This window comes from Marinobacterium profundum (assembly GCF_001528745.1).
GTDB lineage: Bacteria > Pseudomonadota > Gammaproteobacteria > Pseudomonadales > Balneatricaceae > Marinobacterium_A > Marinobacterium_A profundum.
This window is the reverse complement of the sequence record NZ_BCNS01000090.1, coordinates 1-19,162: the sequence shown is the minus strand read 5'-3', so window position 1 is coordinate 19,162 and position 19,162 is coordinate 1. Positions and strand designations below refer to the sequence as shown.

16 protein-coding genes are annotated in these 19,162 nt (G+C 57.8%); 5 read left to right on the top strand and 11 right to left on the bottom strand.

All coding sequences use genetic code 11. The features are described 5' to 3' along the window. Window positions 1–699, top strand: a complete 699-nt coding sequence (locus tag MPRO_RS05860) for a response regulator transcription factor (protein ID WP_067288708.1) — start codon at window positions 1–3, stop codon at window positions 697–699. After that, on the top strand, window positions 683–1,888 hold the full coding sequence (locus MPRO_RS05855; protein WP_067288704.1) for a histidine kinase dimerization/phospho-acceptor domain-containing protein: 1,206 nt from the start codon (window positions 683–685) through the stop codon (window positions 1,886–1,888). Before MPRO_RS05860 ends, MPRO_RS05855 begins: the two co-directional genes overlap by 17 nt. A 183-nt stretch (window positions 1,889–2,071) precedes the next feature. Here the strand turns inward: MPRO_RS05855 and MPRO_RS05850 are convergent, their stop codons facing one another. Together MPRO_RS05850 and MPRO_RS05845 are read right to left on the bottom strand one after the other, a co-directional pair. Continuing rightward, window positions 2,072–3,805 (bottom strand): phosphoethanolamine transferase, encoded by a 1,734-nt coding sequence (locus MPRO_RS05850; protein ID WP_067288701.1) that lies wholly within the window; start codon window positions 3,803–3,805, stop codon window positions 2,072–2,074. A 226-nt stretch (window positions 3,806–4,031) separates the two neighbouring features. Beyond that, window positions 4,032–5,243 (bottom strand): MFS transporter, encoded by a 1,212-nt coding sequence (locus tag MPRO_RS05845; protein ID WP_067288698.1) that lies wholly within the window; start codon window positions 5,241–5,243, stop codon window positions 4,032–4,034. Between the two features lie 201 nt (window positions 5,244–5,444). On the opposite strand from MPRO_RS05845, the gene MPRO_RS05840 reads away from it, so the two are divergent. After that, on the top strand, window positions 5,445–6,248 hold the full coding sequence (locus MPRO_RS05840; protein WP_067288694.1) for an endonuclease/exonuclease/phosphatase family protein: 804 nt from the start codon (window positions 5,445–5,447) through the stop codon (window positions 6,246–6,248). A 109-nt stretch (window positions 6,249–6,357) separates the two neighbouring features. Here MPRO_RS05840 and MPRO_RS05835 read toward each other — a convergent pair whose 3' ends face one another. The 8 genes from MPRO_RS05835 to MPRO_RS05805 form a co-directional block, all read right to left on the bottom strand. Beyond that, window positions 6,358–7,581, bottom strand: coding sequence for an iron-containing alcohol dehydrogenase (locus MPRO_RS05835; RefSeq protein ID WP_082708473.1), 1,224 nt, complete (start codon window positions 7,579–7,581; stop codon window positions 6,358–6,360). Window positions 7,582–7,705: 124 nt separating this feature from the next. Further along, window positions 7,706–9,454 carry an ABC transporter substrate-binding protein gene (locus tag MPRO_RS05830; RefSeq protein WP_067288691.1) on the bottom strand — a complete coding sequence of 583 codons (1,749 nt, stop codon included), beginning with the start codon at window positions 9,452–9,454 and terminating at the stop codon, window positions 7,706–7,708. A gap of 155 nt (window positions 9,455–9,609) precedes the next feature. Then, window positions 9,610–9,882: a DUF2160 domain-containing protein gene (locus MPRO_RS05825; RefSeq protein ID WP_067288779.1), complete on the bottom strand. Its 273-nt coding sequence runs from the start codon at window positions 9,880–9,882 to the stop codon at window positions 9,610–9,612. Between the two features lie 14 nt (window positions 9,883–9,896). Further along, the gene (locus MPRO_RS05820) at window positions 9,897–10,703 is read right to left on the bottom strand and encodes a carbohydrate ABC transporter permease (RefSeq protein WP_067288688.1); all 807 of its coding nucleotides are present in this window, start codon (window positions 10,701–10,703) and stop codon (window positions 9,897–9,899) included. A gap of 10 nt (window positions 10,704–10,713) precedes the next feature. Further along, the gene (locus MPRO_RS05815; protein WP_216821250.1) at window positions 10,714–11,580 is read right to left on the bottom strand and encodes a carbohydrate ABC transporter permease; all 867 of its coding nucleotides are present in this window, start codon (window positions 11,578–11,580) and stop codon (window positions 10,714–10,716) included. Continuing rightward, window positions 11,580–12,680, bottom strand: coding sequence for an ABC transporter ATP-binding protein (locus tag MPRO_RS05810; RefSeq protein ID WP_067288681.1), 1,101 nt, complete (start codon window positions 12,678–12,680; stop codon window positions 11,580–11,582). The genes MPRO_RS05815 and MPRO_RS05810 overlap by 1 nt, the downstream gene beginning before the upstream one ends. After that, on the bottom strand, window positions 12,673–12,843 hold the full coding sequence (locus tag MPRO_RS25730) for a hypothetical protein (protein WP_158651763.1): 171 nt from the start codon (window positions 12,841–12,843) through the stop codon (window positions 12,673–12,675). Before MPRO_RS25730 ends, MPRO_RS05810 begins: the two co-directional genes overlap by 8 nt. A 104-nt stretch (window positions 12,844–12,947) precedes the next feature. Beyond that, window positions 12,948–14,051 (bottom strand): ABC transporter ATP-binding protein, encoded by a 1,104-nt coding sequence (locus MPRO_RS05805; protein ID WP_067288678.1) that lies wholly within the window; start codon window positions 14,049–14,051, stop codon window positions 12,948–12,950. 383 nt (window positions 14,052–14,434) lie between these two features. On the opposite strand from MPRO_RS05805, the gene MPRO_RS05800 reads away from it, so the two are divergent. Beyond that, window positions 14,435–16,459, top strand: a complete 2,025-nt coding sequence (locus MPRO_RS05800) for a sigma-54-dependent Fis family transcriptional regulator (protein WP_067288675.1) — start codon at window positions 14,435–14,437, stop codon at window positions 16,457–16,459. A gap of 88 nt (window positions 16,460–16,547) precedes the next feature. On the opposite strand, the gene glpK is transcribed toward MPRO_RS05800, so the two are convergent. Next, entirely contained in the window at window positions 16,548–18,029 is a 1,482-nt protein-coding gene (glpK, locus tag MPRO_RS05795; protein ID WP_067288672.1) for a glycerol kinase GlpK, read from the bottom strand. Window positions 18,030–18,292: 263 nt separating this feature from the next. Here glpK and MPRO_RS05790 point away from each other — a divergent pair, with 263 nt between their 5' ends. After that, on the top strand, window positions 18,293–19,051 hold the full coding sequence (locus MPRO_RS05790; protein WP_067288669.1) for a DeoR/GlpR family transcriptional regulator: 759 nt from the start codon (window positions 18,293–18,295) through the stop codon (window positions 19,049–19,051). Window positions 19,052–19,162: the final 111 nt, after the last annotated feature.

Sequence of the window (19,162 nt, the reverse complement as noted above, 5' to 3'; positions counted from 1 at the left end):
ATGAATGTGCTGGTTGCCGACGACGATGCCAACATACTCGCGGGCATTGCGGACTTCCTTCAGTGGCGCGGCATCGAAACCGACTGCGCCAGCCACGGTGCTCAGGTGCTTGAGCTGTGTCGTCAGCATCAGTACGACGTACTGATACTCGATATCATGATGCCCAGGGTTAGCGGGCTCTCGGCCTGCGAACAGCTGCGCGCACTGGGTGTCACCACGCCCATACTCTTTCTCACTGCGCTGGATACGCTGGACGACAAGGTGCGCGGATTTAAGTCCGGCGCAGACGATTACCTGGTCAAGCCCTTCGCCATGGCGGAGCTGGTGTGCCGGGTTGAAGCCCTGAGCAAACGCGAATCGCGCCAGATGCTGCGTCGCCTGTCCTTTGGCCCCCTGATGCTGGATGTAGAACAGGCCACCGCCAGTCGCGAGGGCCGCCCCCTAAGCCTCACTGCCCAGTCTTTCAAGTTGCTCAAGCATCTGGTCGCCAAGGCGCCCCGTGCCGTGCCCCGCGAAGAGCTGGAACAACTGCTGTGGGGCGACGACCTCCCAAACAGCGACGCCCTGCGCTCACTGCTGTATCAGCTGCGCATGCAGCTGGACAAACCCTTCAGTCAGCCCATGCTCACCACGGTGCGCGGCATCGGCTTTCGACTGATACTCCCAGGGGATACAGATTCGAATGAAACAGAGCTTTAGCCGCAGAATACTGCTCACCATCGGGCTTTCGACCTGCCTGCTCATGAGCCTGTACTGGCTGGTGGGCTGGCATATCATCGAGCGCATCGAATCCGAAAGCATGCAGCGCTTCAGCAACTATATAGGCGCCCAGGTCGATCGCGTACTGGTCAGCGAAGCGCCGTCCGAGACTCTCAAGTTTTTCGATATTCTGCACTTCTATGCCAGTCAGGACCTGCTGCCCCAAGAGCTGCAGGCGTTCACGACAGAGGGCACTCACGAGCTGCCCAACGACGATCTGCTGGTCATTCGCCCGCACCCGGCTACCGGTGAGTTCTATTACATGGTGCTGGAGTCACTGGAAGAAGTGATCGAAAGCGAGGCCCAGGAAGCTGCCGAGGTCGGCCTGATCATGGGCGGTATTATCCTGATCACCTTTGGCGCCATGGGGCTGACATTGCTGATTGCCTGGCATCTGACAGTCCCCATCCGCCAACTCAGCCGCCAGCTGGCCGACATAGACCCCACCAACCCACGGCTTGAGCCACTGCAGCGCAACGACGAGATCGGCTTTATGAGCCGCCAGTTCGCCTCCCTGCTCGAACGGGTGTCGGACTTTATCCAGCGCGAGCGGGACTTCACCCGTTTTTCCAGCCATGAGCTGCGCTCGCCGGTGATGGTCATTCGCAGCTCGGCCGACCTGCTGCGTGAAACCCTGCCCGCCGATAAGCTCAGCCAGCGCGCTCTGAAGCGCATCGACGATGCCACAACCCGCATGAGTCAACTGATCGAGGCCTTTCTCTGGCTCGGCCGTGAGGGCAAGACCAGCAGCACCACGCCGGTCAATCAGGCAGGGCTGCAGGCCCTGATCGAGGAACGCCTGGGTACCCACCCGGATTTGCGGGCCCGCGTTTCTTCACTGACACTGGCGCCCTGCAACTGGCCTGTGCCGCCTTTTATTCTGTCGGTGATAATCGACAACCTGCTGCGCAATGCCCTGGTCCACGGTAGCGGCGATATCGCCATTAGCAACGACAGCGACAGCCTGCTGATTCAGAACCGCATTGGCGATATCCCCCCAGACGAGCGGGACAGCCATGGCTATGGCCTCATGATAGTGGAACAGCTCTGCGTCCAGGCCAACTGCCGTTTCGAGCTGGAGCAAACGCCGCAGCAGTTCAGCGCCAGGCTGGTATTCGTACCAGCCTGAAAGTTTCACGACTGTTCCTGCTCCCTGAGGCCGCCAAAGCCTCAGTGCATCCAACCCTGTCCGGTAGTGCCGCCCCAAACGCAGAAGCCCCGACCAGTCTCCCGGCCGAGGCTTCTGCGCTGTTCTTCATACCCTGGCACTCATGCCATAGAATTCATGCGATTTTGACTTAGGCGATACCCCTCAGGCGGGTCCCTGACTCGGATGCGCGCTCTCAAACTGATCGATCGCAGGCGGTGTCTGCTGCTGCACAGTACCGGTGGGCAGTGGCTGACGGCAGTCGCCAAAGATATCCAGCTCAGGCTGGTACACAGAGGTTGCAACCCCCATTAACCCCAGCACCGAGTGGGCCAGATTGTCATGACTCAAAGCCTGTGCACTCTTTGCGCCCAGGCAATTGGCATCCAGCCCGGTGCGCAGCTGCATGCTATCGGACAGCCAGGCCATAAAGGGCACATGGGTCTGCTCCTGCGGTGCAAACATATAGGGCATGCCGTGCAGGTAAATATTACCCTCGCCCAGGGATTCGCCGTGATCCGACATATAGAGCATGGCGGTATCAAAGCCCTGTTGTTCGCTTTTGAGGAACCCGATTACACGGCTCAAAAAGTAGTCCGTATAGAGGATGCTATTGTCGTAGGCATTGCGAATTTCGGCCTCGCTGCACGACTGCAGCTGGGTGCTGCGACACACAGGGGTAAACTTCTCAAACTGCTGCGGGTAACGCAGATAATAGGCCGGGCCATGACTGCCCTTCTGATGCAGCACTATGACCGCATCCCCTGCCGTGCTTTTCAGATAATCATCCAGGGCGCTGAGCATGCCTTCGTCGTAGCACTCATCTGCCACACAGAATTCCGGCAACTCAAACACTGCGGTTTCCTGACTTTCCACCCGATCACAGACGCCCTTGCAACCGGAGTTGTTATCCCGCCACAGCACCTTGACACCCGCATGCTGTAATACATCCAGCAGGTTTTCGCGGTGACTTTCCGCCGCCTTGTCGTACGCCTCCCGACCGTTGAGGGAAAACATGCACGGCAGGGACTCCGCCGTACTGGTGCCACAGGATGCGGCCTCCTGGAAACTCACCACCGGCAGGGTATCGAGTTGCGGATTGGTATCCCGCGCGTAACCATTGAGGCCAAAGTTCATCGCCCGGGCAGTTTCGCCCACCACCAGTACCAGCAGTTTGCGCTTGGCACCCGCAATAGGCTCCGCCACCTGGCGAGCATCTTCCCCCAGGCGCTGCAAGGGCACACTTGCCGGGTCATAGGCGCCCATCAGGTAACGGGTACCGTAGTAGAGATAATTGGAGGGTACCGCCATATTGCGGATCTGGCGGTTATTGCGAAACAGCGATGAATAGTCCTTGTAGAACAGCACACCGTTGGCACCAATCACCATCAGGCACAAAAACAGTGCCGCTGCCCTGCCCCTGAGCTCGGCAAATAGCGGTCGGTAACGAATGCGAATACTCATGACTAGCAGTGCCGGCAGCACACCGGACAGCAACAGGTGCAGTACCAGGCCGGCATTGAGCAGCTCGGAGGCTTCGGCGGTATCGGTTTCAAACAGGTTTTGCACCATGCTGCGGTCCACCAGAATGCCGTAGCTGTGCATGAAATAAGTCACCCCACTGGCACTGAGCAGCAAAAAGACAGCCAGGGGTTTGAGAACCTGACGAAATCCGACCAGAGTCAGGCAAAACTGCAACACGGCGACCATAAAGCTGAAAAAGGCCGCGATAAACAGCCAGCCTGCAATCTGACTTGATGCCGGCTGCGCCGATATCAGCTGCCACAGAGGGGCATTATAAAAAAGCGCCAATACGGCACAGAGCAAGAGCCGAAACTGGCCACTGGACAGCGTCAGCTTCAGGCCTTTCAGCCGGGATACTAGCAAAGGGGTATTCATGGCAATACTTACTCATGGCAGCAGGACTATGCGACCAGAGCATAAGCACCTGTGTGTGAGTGCCATGTGAAATCCAAACACCCGTTACTTCTCTTGCCTTGGCTCCTTGCCCATTTTTCTCGCCCCTCGCCCCTCGCCTCTCGCACCTCGCCCCTGCTCTTACCTCTAGCCTCTCGCACCTCGCCCCTGCTCTTACCCCTCACACTTCGCACCTTTCACCCTGCTCTCAAACTGCTACCTGCCGATATTGGGTCAGACAGGCGATCATCAACATGGCCGCCAGCACTACCGGCAGCATCAGCCAGTTCATCAGCTCCCAGCCAAGGGATGCTTCAAGCCAGCCAGCACCCAGAGCCGACAGCGCTACGCTGCTGAACACCAGAAACTCGTTGGCCGCCTGAGTACGGGCCTTTTCGGCGGGCCTGTAGGCGCGGGTCAGAAAGGAGGTCGCGCTGATAAACATGAAACACCAGCCAACCCCCAGCAGCACCAGCGCCAGCCAGAAATGCCAGTGACTCTGGCCCAACAGATTCACCAGCATACAAAGCAGCATCAGAGCGCCGCCAGCCAGCATCATCGCCGGAGCGCCAAAGCGCTCCACCAGGTGCCCGGTAAAAAATGCCGGTACAAACATCCCCAGCACATGCCACTGAATAACCTGGGCTGCATCGCTGAAGCTGAAACCCTGGCGAATCATGGCCAGGGGGGTGGCACTCATCAGCAGGTTCATCACCGCGTAGCTAACCATGCCTGCGACCACCGCCATCACGAACACCGGTTGGCGCACGATAGTACCCAGCGGCCGCGGCTGTTCATCCGACAGGTTCGCCGACACCACCGCCAGGCGCACCGAACGCAGCAGCACCAGCGCCAGACAATAGAGCCCGAAGAGTCCGATAAAGGCACCCAGAAAAGGGGTATCCGTAAACCAGGCACGACTGTGAATGGCGAGATTCGGGCCCAGCACAGCCGCCAGCACACCGCCTGCCATGACCAGAGATATCGCCCGACTCTGCTGCCCTGCAGGTGCCGCTTCTATGGCGGCAAAGCGGTACAGCATGCCAAAACCGATACCTATACCCAGCAGAAAGGTGCCGAGATTAAAGCCCCAGAAACTCGCCTCGACCAGCGCAATACCACTGCAGGCCGCCCCCAGCAGGCCGATCAGGTTGCCCAGATAAAAGCCGTTCTTGCGACCAATGCGCTGCATGATCAGTGAGGCCGGTATCGTCGCCACCATCAGGCCGACAAACTGCATCGCCATGGGCAGGGTAATCAGCGCCACCGATGGCGCCAACTCCTTGCCAATCAGCGCATTGACCGAAATTAACAGAATATTGCCGGTACCGAGCAGCGCCTGACACAGCGACAGCAGAACCACATTGGCATTGAAGGCAGATGCCGGGGGCACAATGGGAGACGAACCTGACTCTGACATAAACCATCCTGGTTTTGATGCGCGACTGAAGTTCCGTCACCGGGCGCTACGGCAGCTGCCAGTATCAGACTCTGCCTTCCCCTTGGCAATCACCTTTCATCGCAGCGCTCACGCCACTGCACCTTTAGCACATCGCTCACCAGAGCCCAGAGCGGAATCAGCCTTGCGCTTTGGCGGGGGCAACGCATACTTGAGCGTGACATGCCTAACTCCCCAGTTTTTCCATTTCAGCGCCGCGAAGGCCAGATGCGCGTGCTAACGCTGAATATCCAGGTCGGCCTGCAGACCTCAAGCTATATGCACTATGTAACCAGGTCCTGGAAGCATCTGCTACCGACTCGGGGTGCACGCAATAATCTGGAGCGCATTGCGGAGCTGGCCAGTCACTTTGACGTGGTCGCACTGCAAGAGTGCGATGCCGGCAGCCTGCGCACGGCCCAGCTGAATCAGGTGGCTCATCTGGCAGAACGCGCCGGCTTCCCGTACTGGCACGCCGCCATTACCCGGGACCTGGCGCCCTTTGCCCGCCATTGCCTGGGCTGCCTGTCGCGCTGGCCATTGCGGGAAATACAGTTCCACCCCCTGCCTGGCCGTCTGCCGGGCCGTGGCGCCCTGGAAGTGGAGGTGAGGCCACCAGGTTACGCGCCCCTGCGCCTGATCATTGCGCACCTGGCCCTGGGCCGCCAGACCCGGGCCCGACAGCTGTATTTTCTGGCAGAGTTGATCGGCAACGATAACGACACCCTGCTGCTGGGTGACCTCAATTGTGATCTGCCTGAGCTTCATGCCCACCCCGGTATCCGCAATGCGGCACTTCGCACGCTGCACAATGGCGAAACCTTTCCGAGCTGGCGCCCCAAGCGTTCGCTTGATCATGTGCTGGCAACGCCCAGGATCGATGTCATTGATGCCCGCGTGCTGGATGAGCGTCTGTCGGACCACCTGCCCATTGCCACCCATATCCGCCTGCGACTCGACCCCAAGCCCGGGGCTGGTTCGCTTTAACCCTAGCCCCTCGCCCCTCGCCCCTTTTTCTCTCGCCCCTCGCACCTCGCACCTCGCACCTCGCCCCTTTTTCCTTGCCCCTAGCCCCTTGTTCCTCGCACCTCGCCCTTTACAAGCGCGCCAGCAGCACCTGGTGGATTTCATTGTCGCTCAGCACCAGAGGATTGGTTTTCATGCTATTGCCCCCGCTGCCGGCGATCACCCGGGGCAGGTCGGCTTCGGTCATGCCGAAGGCCGACAACCTGGGCAACTCAGACTCCTCAATCCAGCTGTCGAGCAAACCGACCAGCGCATCACAGCCCGCCTCTATGCTGTTTTCTTCTGCGCCCAGCCAGCCAGCCACCTGGGCGTATTTTGCCAGCGCAGGGCTTTGCGGCTCGCGCTCACGCAGCGCCGCTATATTCATCGCCGTGGCCATCGCCAGCAAAGTACCGCAGGCCACGCCGTGGGGAATGGGAAAGTAAGCCCCCAACGGCGAAGCCATGCCGTGTACCGACCCCAACCCTGCCTGGGCCAGACAGATACCGGACAGCATGGCAGCATAGGCCAGCTGGCTGTAGTCCTTCACCGGCGTTGCAGCGCCAGGCTCAAAACTCGCCGCAAAGGCCTGGATACCGCTTTGAGTCAGCGCATCGGTAAAGGCGCTGGCACGGGTCGATACATAGGATTCCAGTAGCTGGGTGAAGGCATCCATGGCATTAGCCATCAATACCTGGGGCGGACAGCTGTGCAGCAGATCCGGATCCACCAGCGCCATACGCGGCAACAGCTTTTCATCGCGAAAAGACTTCTTGAAACCACCGATGCCATGGCGCGTCAGTACCGCATTCTTGGTCATTTCACTGCCAGTGCCGGCGGTTGTCGGCACCGCTACCAGTGGCAGCGCTGGCCCCTGGTAGGGAAGCTCTGGCCCGACCCCCTCCAAATATTCCATCACCGAGTGCTGCACAGGTAAAAGGCCGGCGATGGCCTTGGCCGCATCCAGCGCGCTGCCACCGCCAATCCCCAGCACCACATCGATGCCATAGTCACCGTAATGGCTGACCACCTCATCCACCTGTTCGGGACTGGGTTCGCCAGCCACGGATACCTGCACCCAGGCCACCCCCGCCGTCTTCAATTGGCCCTGTAACTGCGCCCAGCGCTCAGTGCCGGTAAAGGACTGGCCACCGGTGACAATCAATACCCGCGTACCCAGCTTCGCCAGTTCAGCCGCCAGCTGATCAAAGCTGCCGGCGCCAAAAATGATCCGCGGCAGTGCCGCCACGCCAAAGGACGCAATGCCCGCAAGGCCTGCGCCCATTTTGCTTGATTCCGACTCTGTACTGCTCATATCCCACCCCCTTGTCTATGCCGACCACCGCGGCGGATTAGTTATGCACCATAGCACCAAAGCAAAAAAAGCCGGCTGCCCCAAGGGACAGCCGGCCGGATGCGCCAGTTATAAGAGCAATAAATTAGCCCTTGCGGCCTGCTTCCCAGCTTTTCAGCAGTTCTTCGTAGGGTACGGTTTCACCCTGGGGTTTCTCGTTAGCCAGTTTCGCCTTGGGCGCGCCCGGCTGATCCAGCCAGTAGCTGGCTTCGCGTGGCTCGTTCAGCTTGGGACCACACTCACCCTGGACACCGGCGCGTTCGAGACGCTGCAGCACCTTGTCCTGAGCGGCGGCCAGGCCATCGAGAGACTGCTGCGGAGTTTTCTCGCCGCTGGCGGCTTCAGCAATATACTGCCACCACAGCTGTGCCAGTTTCGGGTAATCCGGCACGTTGGTACCGGTGGGCGTCCACTGGGTACGGGCCGGGCTGCGGTAGAACTCGACCAGGCCGCCGAGCATCGGTGCCGCTGCGGTCATGGCATCGGAATTGATGTCAGACTCGCGGATCGGCGTCAGACCCACCAGGGTCTTTTTCAGCGATACGGTTTTGGACACGGTGAACTGGGCATAGAGCCAGGCTGCCAGACGCTGTTTTTCCGGGGTGGATTTGAGGAAGGTCCAGGAACCTGTGTCCTGATAACCCAGCTTCATGCCCTCTTCCCAGTAAGGTCCCTTGGGAGACGGCGCCATGCGCCACTTGGGCGTGCCATCTTCGTTCACCACTGGCAGACCCTTCTCGGTCATGCTGGACGTAAAGGCGGTGTACCAGAAGATCTGCTGTGCCACGCCACCCTGAGCAGGCACGGGACCGGCTTCAGAGAAGGTCATGCCCTGGGCTTCAGGCGGGGCATACTTGCGCAACCACTCGACGTACTTGGTGGTGGCATAAACCGCCGCCGGGCCATTGGTGGCACCGCCGCGCTCAACGCTGGAACCTACAGGGCTGCAGCCATCGACACGAATGCCCCACTCGTCCACGGGCAGACCGTTAGGCAGACCCTTGTCGCCAGCACCGGCCATGGAGAACCAGGCATCGGTGAAGCGCCAGCCCAGGGATGGATCTTTCTTGCCGTAATCCATGTGACCGTAGACAGTCTCGCCGTCGATTTCCTTAACCTTCTCGCTGAAGAACTCGGCGATATCTTCATAGGCGGACCAGTTCTTCGGCACACCCAGCTCGTAACCGTAGATTTCCTTGAACTTGGCTTTCAGGTCATCACGGGCGAACCAGTCGGCACGGAACCAGTAAAGGTTGGCGAACTGCTGATCAGGCAGCTGATACAGCTTGCCATCGGGGCCTGTGGTGAAGTCCAGGCCGATAAAGTCCGGCAGATCCAGGGTCGGCAGGGTGAAATCCTTGCCATCGCCTTCGATCATGTCGGAGATGGGAACCACCTTGCCGTAGCGAAAGTGGGTGCCTATCAGGTCGGAATCGTTGATGTAGGCATCATAGATATTACGGTCGGACTGCATCTGGGTTTGCAGTTTTTCAACCACATCACCTTCCTGAATAAGGTCGTGATTGACCTTGATGCCGGTAATTTCCTCAAACGCCTTGGCCAGAACCTTGGCTTCGTATTCATGGGTGGCAATAGTCTCAGATGCCACATTGATGGTCATGCCGCGGAACGGCTTGGCCGCTTCGGTAAACCACTGCATTTCGGTGATCTGCTGCTCAGGGGTCAGGGTCGAGGTCTCGAATTCCTCGGCGGCCCATTTGTTGGCAGCATCCAGATACTGATCCGCATAGGTTTGCACACTGACACCCAGGGTCGCGGCGGCAATGGCAACACGCAGCAGCAGAGCCTGTGGCAATTTATTATTCTTGATCATCGTCAACCTCATTGGAGTTGATTGCATTTCAGGTGGTCGCAGCAACGCAGTGTCACCTTGAGCCAGCCTGTCTTTCTTATTACCGGTACGACTCTGCAGCCGTACCGGGGCTTGGGTTAAGCAGTCTTGCGTAAAACACCCTTGCAGCTTGGGTTTCAGCCCCAGCGCAGCACTATCGCCAGCCAGATGACCGAGATGCCCAGGGGCAGCCACAGCGACATGTCAGTCAGGCCGACATACATCAGGTGGAAGTAGGCGCTCACCAGCAGACCGATAAAGAGCCGGTCACCGCGGGTCGTGGAGATCGGCAGAAAGCCCTTGCGCTCGACACAGGGCGAGTGCAGCTCATAGGCCGTCATGCAAACCAGAATGATGCCAATGGTGGAGAAAAATATTGCGACCGGTAAGGTCCATGCCATCCAGCTAATCATGTGTCGTCTCCTTATACCCGGCCCAGGGCAAAGCCCTTGGCTACATGGTTACGTACAAACCAGATCACCAGCAGACCCGGCAGTATGGTCAGCACACCGGCTGCGGCCAGTACACCCCAGTCGACCCCGGTGGCCCCCACTGTACGCGTCATGATGGCGGCAATCGGCTTGGCTTCCACCGATGTCAGGGTGCGTGCCAGCAGCAGCTCGACCCAGGAGAACATAAAGGCAAAGAAGGCCGTTACACCGATACCCGAACGAATCATTGGCAGGAATATACGGCCGAAGAAGCGCGGAAAACTGTAGCCGTCAATATAGGCTGTTTCATCAATTTCCCGCGGCACGCCGGACATAAAGCCTTCCAGAATCCATACCGCCAGGGGTACGTTGAACAGGCAGTGCGCCAGCGCCACCGCTATATGGGTATCGAACAGCCCCACGGACGAGTACAGCTGAAAGAACGGCAGCAGGAAGACCGCAGGCGGTGCCATGCGGTTGGTCAGCAGCCAGAAGAACAGGTGCTTGTCGCCAACAAAGCGGTAGCGGCTGAAAGCGTAGGCTGCAGGCAAGGCCACCAGCAGGGTAATGACCACATTCATCGATACGTAGATGATGGAGTTGATGTAACCCGAGTACCAGGTGGAGTCGGTAAAGATCACCATATAGTTGTCGAAGGTAAAGTTGCTCGGCCACAGGCTCAAAGACCCCAGAATTTCTTCATTGGTCTTGAATGACATGTTGACGAGCCAGTAGATGGGCACCAGCAGGAACAGGATATAGAGCGTGATGCCGAAGGTTTTGCGTTTAGTCATATTCATGATTCGAGCCTCACTTCGCCTTGTCCATATAGGTGATGGTCGTGAAGAACAGCCAGGACACCAGCAGCACGATCAGGAAGTAAATCAGCGAGAATGCCGCCGCCGGCCCAAGGTCAAACTGGCCGATGGCCATCTTGGTCAGGGTCTGGCTGAGGAAGGTGGTCGAGTTGCCTGGGCCACCGCCTGTGAGTACAAAGGGCTCAGTGTAGATCATGAAGCTGTCCATGAAGCGCAGCAGAATACCGATCACCAGCACGCTTTTGAGCCGCGGCAGCTGGATATAGCGGAACACTGCCCACTTGGACGCCCGGTCAATCTCGGCCGCCTGGTAGAAAGCTTCAGGAATGGCCCGCAGACCCGAATAGCACAGCAGCGCTACCAGCGAGGTCCAGTGCCAGACATCCATCAGCAGCACAGTGGCCCAGGCATCAGCCGTATTGGAGGCGTAGTTGTAATCGATTCCCATGGCATTCAGTGCCCAGCCGAACAGGCCAATGTCAGCACGACCAAAGATCTGCCAGATGGTACCCACCACGTTCCAGGGAATAAGCAGCGGTATGGCCAGCAGAATCAGGCACAGCGAGCCCATGCGCCCCTGGGTGGGCATCATCAGCGCCACGCCTATACCAAGCGGAATCTCGATGGCCAGCACCGAGAACGAATAGATAAACTGGCGCAATAATGAGTCGTGCAGGCGCGGGTCGCGCAGCACTTCGCGGTACCACTCGACACCCACAAAGTAGGCGTTGTTCTGATCAAAGATGTCCTGCACCGAATAGTTCACTACGGTCATCAGCGGAATAACCGCCGAAAAGGCCACCAGCAGGAATACCGGCAGTACCAGCCACCAGGCTTTGTTATTTTCAGTCTTGATGATCATCGGGCTTGCTCCTCAACCAGGAACTCATCGACATAGAGCTTCAGCCACTGCTGCGGAAAGCTCACATAGGCGCGTCCGTTGGGCACTTCGCGATCTTCATCCATGCGGGCCTTGAGCGTCTGTCCGCCCAGCTCGAAGGTGACGATCTTGTAGGTACCCAGGTCTTCGGTATGTTTCACCCGGGCTTCGAAGGCATCATCGGTGGGGCCGTCCCAGATATGAACAAATTCAGGGCGGATACCAATTTTGAGATTGTCGCTGGGAATCAGCGCCAGATGCTCGTTCAGCTCATCGCTCAACGCTACCTTGTAACCATCAAAAGTAACCCCGCCTTCACAGCGACTCACTTCCATCAGGTTCATACCGGGGCTGCCGATAAAAAAACCAACAAAGGTATGGTTGGGCGACTCGAACAGCTCCCTCGGCGTGCCAAATTGCACGATCTGACCACCGTACATCACCGCAATCTTGTCGGCGAAGGTCGAAGCCTCCAGCTGATCGTGGGTCACGTACACCATGGTGATATTGAACTGCTCGTGTATCTGCTTGAGCTTGCGCCGCAGCTTCCACTTCAGGTGCGGATCTATAACGGTGAGAGGTTCATCGAACAGGATGGCCGAGACATCGTCGCGCACCAGACCGCGCCCCATGGACACTTTCTGCTTTTCGTCGGCTGTCAGGTTCTTGGCCTTGTTGTGCAGCACCGGGTGCAGCTCCAGAATTTCTGCAACTTCATTCACCTTGGCCCGAACCTTGGGCTCCGGTACCTTGGCGTTGCGCAACGGGAAGGCCAGGTTGTCGAACACCGTCATGGAGTCGTAAATCACCGGGAACTGGAACACCTGGGCGATGTTGCGATCCTTGGGCGACAACTCGTTGACGCGCACATTATCAAACAGCACCTCGCCTTCGGAGGGCGCCAGCAGACCGGAAATGATATTCAACAGAGTGCTCTTGCCGCAGCCAGACGGGCCCAGCAGCGCATAGGCGCCGCCCTGATGCCAGACATGGTCCATCTCGCGGATAGCGTAGTCCTCAGGACCGGTAGGCTTGGCACTGTAGCTGTGCGCAAGTGATTTCAGATGTATCTCAGCCATGGTTAGCTACCTCCTGTACCGGACGGCTATTCAAGGCGATTACTTGCAACAGCGCGACGCCCTGGTGCCCCACATGACGCTCTCGATCAATGCCAGTACCGGCAGGCGCAGCAGGCTTGGCACTGTAGCTGTGCGCAAGTGATTTCAGATGTATCTCAGCCATGATGTACAACCCCCTGCAGCGCACGAATCTCGGGTGCAGCTGCTTGCCGCGCAGCGATGAGCGCGCTGATGGCAGCGTCCGCAAAAGATGATTTCAGATGTAACTCAAACATGGTTTGCAGCCCCCGGCACCAGACGCGTCGGCGCTTGCAGCATCGCGCCCTGCTTGTCGAATACAAACAGCTTGTGGGTCGGCAGATACACCTTGATCGGCGCATCGGTGCGGTATTCATGCACCCCCGACAGCTGCAACACCAGGCTGAAATGGCGATTTTTGACGTGCATGAAAGTTTCGGAGCCACTGATTTCAGCCAGTTCAACCTGCATCGACAATTCCAGGTCATCATCATTGCGCGGTACCAAACCGATATGGCTTGGGCGCACACCAAAGCTGTAATCACCGGGCGTCAGATCACGCAGATCCTGATTAAGCGGGAAGTGAGCATACTCATCGAAGGTGACTTCTGTCTCGGATACCCGCCCACCCAGCAAATTGATCGGTGGCTCACTGAACAGCGCCGCCGAGGTCACGTTCACTGGCTGACGGTAAACAGCATTCACCGGGCCCGACTGAATAATACGCCCCTCATGCAACAGGGTGGTGGTGCCCCCCAGTGCCAGCGCTTCGTTGGGCTCGGTGGTGGCATAGATGGCGATGGAGCGACGCTCCTTGAACAGCTCACGCAGTTCCATGCGCAACTCTTCACGCAGCTTGTAATCCAGGTTAACCAGAGGCTCGTCGAACAGAATCAGGCTGGCGTCCTTCACCAGCGCCCGCGCCATGGCGGTGCGCTGTTGCTGCCCACCGGAAAGCTCCAGTGGCAGGCGATCCATAAAGGGGTCGATGCGCAACATGGCCGCCGTTTCGTCAACACGCTTTTTGATCTGCGCTTCCGGCATTTTCGACAAACGCAGCGGCGAGGCTATATTTTCCCGTACCGTCAGGTTGGGGTAGTTGATGAACTGCTGGTAGACCATGGATACATTGCGTTGCTGCACGGGCATGCCGGTGACATCGGCGCCGTCCATCAGCACTCGGCCCTGGGTCGGTTTATCGAGCCCGGCCATCAGTCGCATCAGAGAGGTTTTGCCGGCCAGAGTGTGACCCAGCAATACATTGAAAGATCCGGGTTCGAAGCTGATATTCGCATCACTGATGAATGGCACGCCATCCACCACCCGAGTGATGTTTTCCAGTGTTAGCGACATATTGTCGTCCCTTATTCTTATTGTCATGGCTGCCGGTTCAGGCGGCCGGTGCACTGTAAACTCTGCGGTTCACAGCTTTTTTCGAATACGAACAAAGGAAAGCGAACATCATGCCAGAAATTAAATAGGCACCAAAAATAAAACTAACTCATTGTTTTTAAATACATAAAACACAATAAAACGGAAATTTACGAGCAGAACAAATGTTCGAGTTCGAACATTTGTGTTCAATCTATTGTTGACTGCACAGTCAATTGAACAGATGATTGAACACCCCATGCACTGTTCAACCCGGTAACAGACTGAACACTGCACAGGGAAACACAGAGCAAGGACGCACCTGAACAGCACTCCACACTATAAAAAAAATAAAGAGCCAGCCCATGCGCATGCCGAACAGCGACACCGAACATGACAGCCTGATCCTCGATTCCTGGGACCGCTGCCGCTCGTTCGGACTGGAACACAACAGCCAACCAGGGCTGCAGCAGCTGGGCAGCTCCGAGTGCAAGGTACTGCGCGAGGAACACAACTCGCTGGTGCACACCACAGGGCAGGAAGTTTTGCCCTTTTATGAAAATATTCTCTCCAACAGCAAGTGCATGATTCTGCTTACCGACTGCCGCGGCCAGGTACTCAATGGCTGGGGCGATCAGCGCTTTGTCGGCCAGCGCCAGAAGGCGTTTTTCCAGCAGGGCACCAGCTGGCTCGAAAAGACCCACGGCACCAACGCCATAGGCACCGCCATCGCCTCCGGTCAGGCCGTACAGGTACAGCGCGATGAACACTTTCTCAAAGCCAACCGATTCATGATTGGCTCTGCGGCGCCCATATTCGATGTCAATCGCGACCTGCTTGGCGTGCTGGATGTCTCCAGCGATGCCTACCTGCCCCAGGCCCACACCCTGGGTATGGTCAAACTGATGTCACAATCGGTGGAAAATCGCCTCATCATTAACACTTTCGGCGCTGAACACTTTTTGCTCACCTTCAATACCAACCTGGACAATCTGGACAGCCAGTGGTCCGGCCTGCTGGTATTCAACGAGGAAGGCACCATTATTTCGGCCAACAGGCGCGCCGAGCTGCTGCTGGGATACGACCTGGCACTGGCCAGCATCAGCCAGCTGTTCGACTGTCCACTGCGGGATCTGAAAAATCAGCCTGAATTGCAGCCGCTGCAGCTCAAAACCCCCGGCCAGCACCATATGTACGGCGTGATCAAAAGACCTATCGAGCGAGTAATTCAGGCTGTGGATTTTCGCCAGCCCAAAGCCGGCGGTAGCAGCGTTACAGCAGGCAGCGCCACCCCGGCCGGCAGCCCTGCTAGCGACAGAAGTACAGCGCCTGCTGCCCGCGATGGGGTTATCGGCCTGAACCGTATTGGTTACGGTGATGCCCGCGTCGATCGCTGCGTACGCCAGGCCGAGCGCATTATCGAGAAAGAAATTCCGATTCTGATCCACGGCGAAACCGGGGTCGGCAAGGAAGTTTTCGTCAAGGCGCTGCACCAGCACAGCACCCGCAGCCGCTATTCGCTAGTAGCGGTCAACTGCGCCGCCATCCCCGGCGAGCTGGTGGAATCTGAGCTCTTTGGCTATGAAAAAGGCGCCTTTACCGGCGCAAGCAACAAAGGTGCCATTGGTCTGATCCGCAAGGCGCACAAGGGCACGCTCTTTCTTGATGAAATTGGTGAAATGCCGCTGCAGGCCCAGGCCCGGCTGCTGCGCGTACTGCAGGAACGCAAGGTTACCCCGCTGGGCTCAACTGAATCCTACCCGGTGGATATCAAGCTTGTTTCCGCCACCAACCGTTGCCTGCGAAGCCAGGTGCAGGAGGGCCTCTTTCGCCCGGATCTGTACTATCGCGTGACTGGTCTGAACATAGAACTGCCGCCGCTGCGTGAACGTAGCGACAGGCGTGAACTCTTCCAGCAGGTGCACCTGCTGCACCGCGAAGCCAACCAGCCGGCCCCTCTATCCAATGAGATTCTCAACCTGTTCGATCAGCATCCCTGGCCCGGTAACATTCGCCAGTTGATCAGCGTATTGCAGATCGCCCTGGCCATGGCAGACGATGAGGCTATCGAGCCCTGGCATTTACCCGATGACTTCTTTCAGGATATAGAACTGCAGCGCAATGCCCTGCCCGAGCGCACGGACAGTACGCCCGGCAGCCTGGAAGCAACAGACGCAGCCCCCGTGCGCGAAGCCACTTTAGAAACCACAGGCGCCGACACAGGCCTGCGCAAAACCGCAGCGCCAGCACAGGACACAACCTCGACAGACGAGACTCTGGCAGCCTACAGCCTGCATGAGGGCAATATCTCCCGCACCGCCAAGGCACTGGGTATCAGCCGCAACACCCTTTACAAGCGCCTGCGCGATCTTGGCCTGCGCCAAAGTTGAGCGACCTGAAGCAACCGCTCACATAACAAAAAGCCGCCGCTCCTTGATGAGAGCGGCGGCTTTTTTATATCCAGTAAGGCGTAACCGCTTAGTTGGTCTGCACCTTGGACACGGCTTTTTTCCAGCCATCATAAAGCCCATCACGACGGGCCTTGTCCATTTTGGGTTCAAAGCGACGATCGCACTGCCAGAGCTTTTCCAACGACTCGAGCGAATCGAACACACCCACTTTCAAGCCCGCCAGATAAGCCACGCCCAGCGCCGTGGTTTCGATGATTTTGGGCCTGTCCACCGTGGCACCCAGTATATCGGCCAGATAGTTCAACACCCAGTTATTGGCGACCATGCCGCCATCCACCCGCAGCGCCACCGGGCGTACGCCGTCGCTCTCCATGGCTTTTTGCAGATCCTTGGTCTGGTAGCAGACGGACTGCAGACCTGCGGTCACAATTTCCTTGATACCCGTATCCCGGGTCAGACCAAAGATGGCGCCGCGGGCATTGGGATCCCAGTGCGGCGCACCCAGGCCCGTGAAGGCCGGCACCAGATAAACCCCATGATCGAGGGACGTCTGCTCAGCCAGGGGCTCTGCATCACTGGCACCACGAATCAGCTGCAAGCCATCACGCAGCCACTGGATGGTCGCGCCGGCCACAAAGATACTGCCTTCCAGCGCATAGGTAGGCACACCATTCAGACGATAGGCCACGGTGGTCAACAACCGATGTTCGGACTTGAGCGCCTTGAGGCCGGTATTGAGCATCAGAAAACAGCCAGTGCCATAGGTGCTTTTGGCCATGCCCTCGCGAAAGCAGGTTTGCCCAAAGAGCGCCGCCTGCTGGTCTCCGGCAACGCCACACACCGGTATCGCAGCCCCCAGCAGCGCGGCATCCACCAGCCCGAAGTCGTCGGAGGAGTCCATCACTTCTGGCAGCATGCTGGCCGGGATATCAAACAGATCCAGCAGTTCCTGGTCCCACTGCTGAGTATGAATATTGAACAGCAGGGTGCGCGAGGCATTGGTCGCATCGGTGCGATGTTCACGCCCGCCGGTCAAATGCCACAGCAGATAGGTATCCACGGTGCCGAATACCAGCTCACCGCGTTCGGCACGTTCGCGCGCCCCCGGCACCGTTTCCAGTATCCAGCGAACTTTGGTAGCGGAAAAATAGGGATCTATCAGCAGCCCGGTCTTGGCGTTGATGAAGCCTTCCAGATCCTGCTGCTTAAGCGACTCGCAGTATTTCGCCGTGCGCCTGTCCTGCCAGACGATGGCATTGTAAAGCGGCTCACCGGTGGCTCGATCCCACACCAGAGTAGTTTCACGCTGATTGGTGATACCGATGGCGGCAATCTGCTGCGCCTCGATACCGCACTTGGCGATAACATCGCGACAAGTCTGCAGCACTGTGTTCCAGATCTCGGCCGGCTCATGCTCTACCCAGCCATCCTCGGGGAAGTGCTGCCTAAACTCCTGCTGACTGGTGGCCAGAATTTGAGCCTCACCAGAAAAAACAATGGCCCTTGTGCTGGTAGTGCCCTGGTCAATGGCCAGTAGATACTTAGTCATGATTCGCCCCGCAATTCACTAATGTTCTTTTTTGTTCGTATTCTTACCATTAGAGCACTAAAAACCAAGCAGTATTTTCTTTTTCCATCGAGATACCCTCCGAGTAGTCAAGCCACAGCTGCCATTTTCGCGCTATAAGTCCTTAAAACTATGAGACAATCGACTCAATTACAGACATCTTGGCAGAATCGATGCTATCCGCTACGGCGAACCGCCCTGATCAGCGCAAGCGCCGACATTGCCCCTGAAGGAAGAGTACAGCCATGACACAGCGGCGCAGACAGGACCTGATACTCGAGAAGGTCCAGGCCACCGGATTTGTCACCATCGACGAGCTGGTCGAGCACTTTCAGGTGACCCCTCAGACCATCAGGCGCGATCTGAACCAGCTGGCACAGGACAACAAGCTGCGCCGCCACCATGGCGGTGCCGGCGTTGAATCCAGCACTGAAAATACCGCCTATCAGGCGCGCAAGATCATGGATCTGGATGCAAAGGAAAAGATTGCCCAGCAACTGGTCAAGATCATCCCCGATGGCGCCTCGCTGTTTATCAATATAGGCACCACCACCGAAACTATCGCCCGTGCCCTGCTCAACCACAACAATCTGCGCGTGGTGACCAACAACCTGCACGTGGCTTCGATCCTCTGCGCCAAGGAAGACTTTACCGTGATAGTCGCAGGCGGCGAGGTACGCAACCGTGACGGCGGCATCGTTGGCGAAGCCACGCGAGATTTCATCAACCAGTTTCAGATGGATTTTGGCATCATCGGTATCAGCGGCATCCACAGTGACGGCACCCTGCTGGATTTCGACTACCGCGAGGTCCGGGTCGCCCAGACCATTATGGCCAACTCCCGTCAGGTACTGCTGGCGGCGGATCACTCCAAGTTTGGCCGCAACGCCATGGTGCGTCTGGGCAACATAGCGCAGGCCGATCATTTCTTCACCGACCAGGCACCACCGGCGGAAATTCGCCAGCAGCTGATTGATCACCAGGTAGAACTGCACGTCGTCTGAGGGCTGCGCCCTCAGTCCTGACGAACCACTCAGCTACAAGCTCCTCCTTGAGCCCCCGCCATTATTGCTGCCCGTTCCTTGCTATTAACCCGGTGGACAAATAGGTTCCCT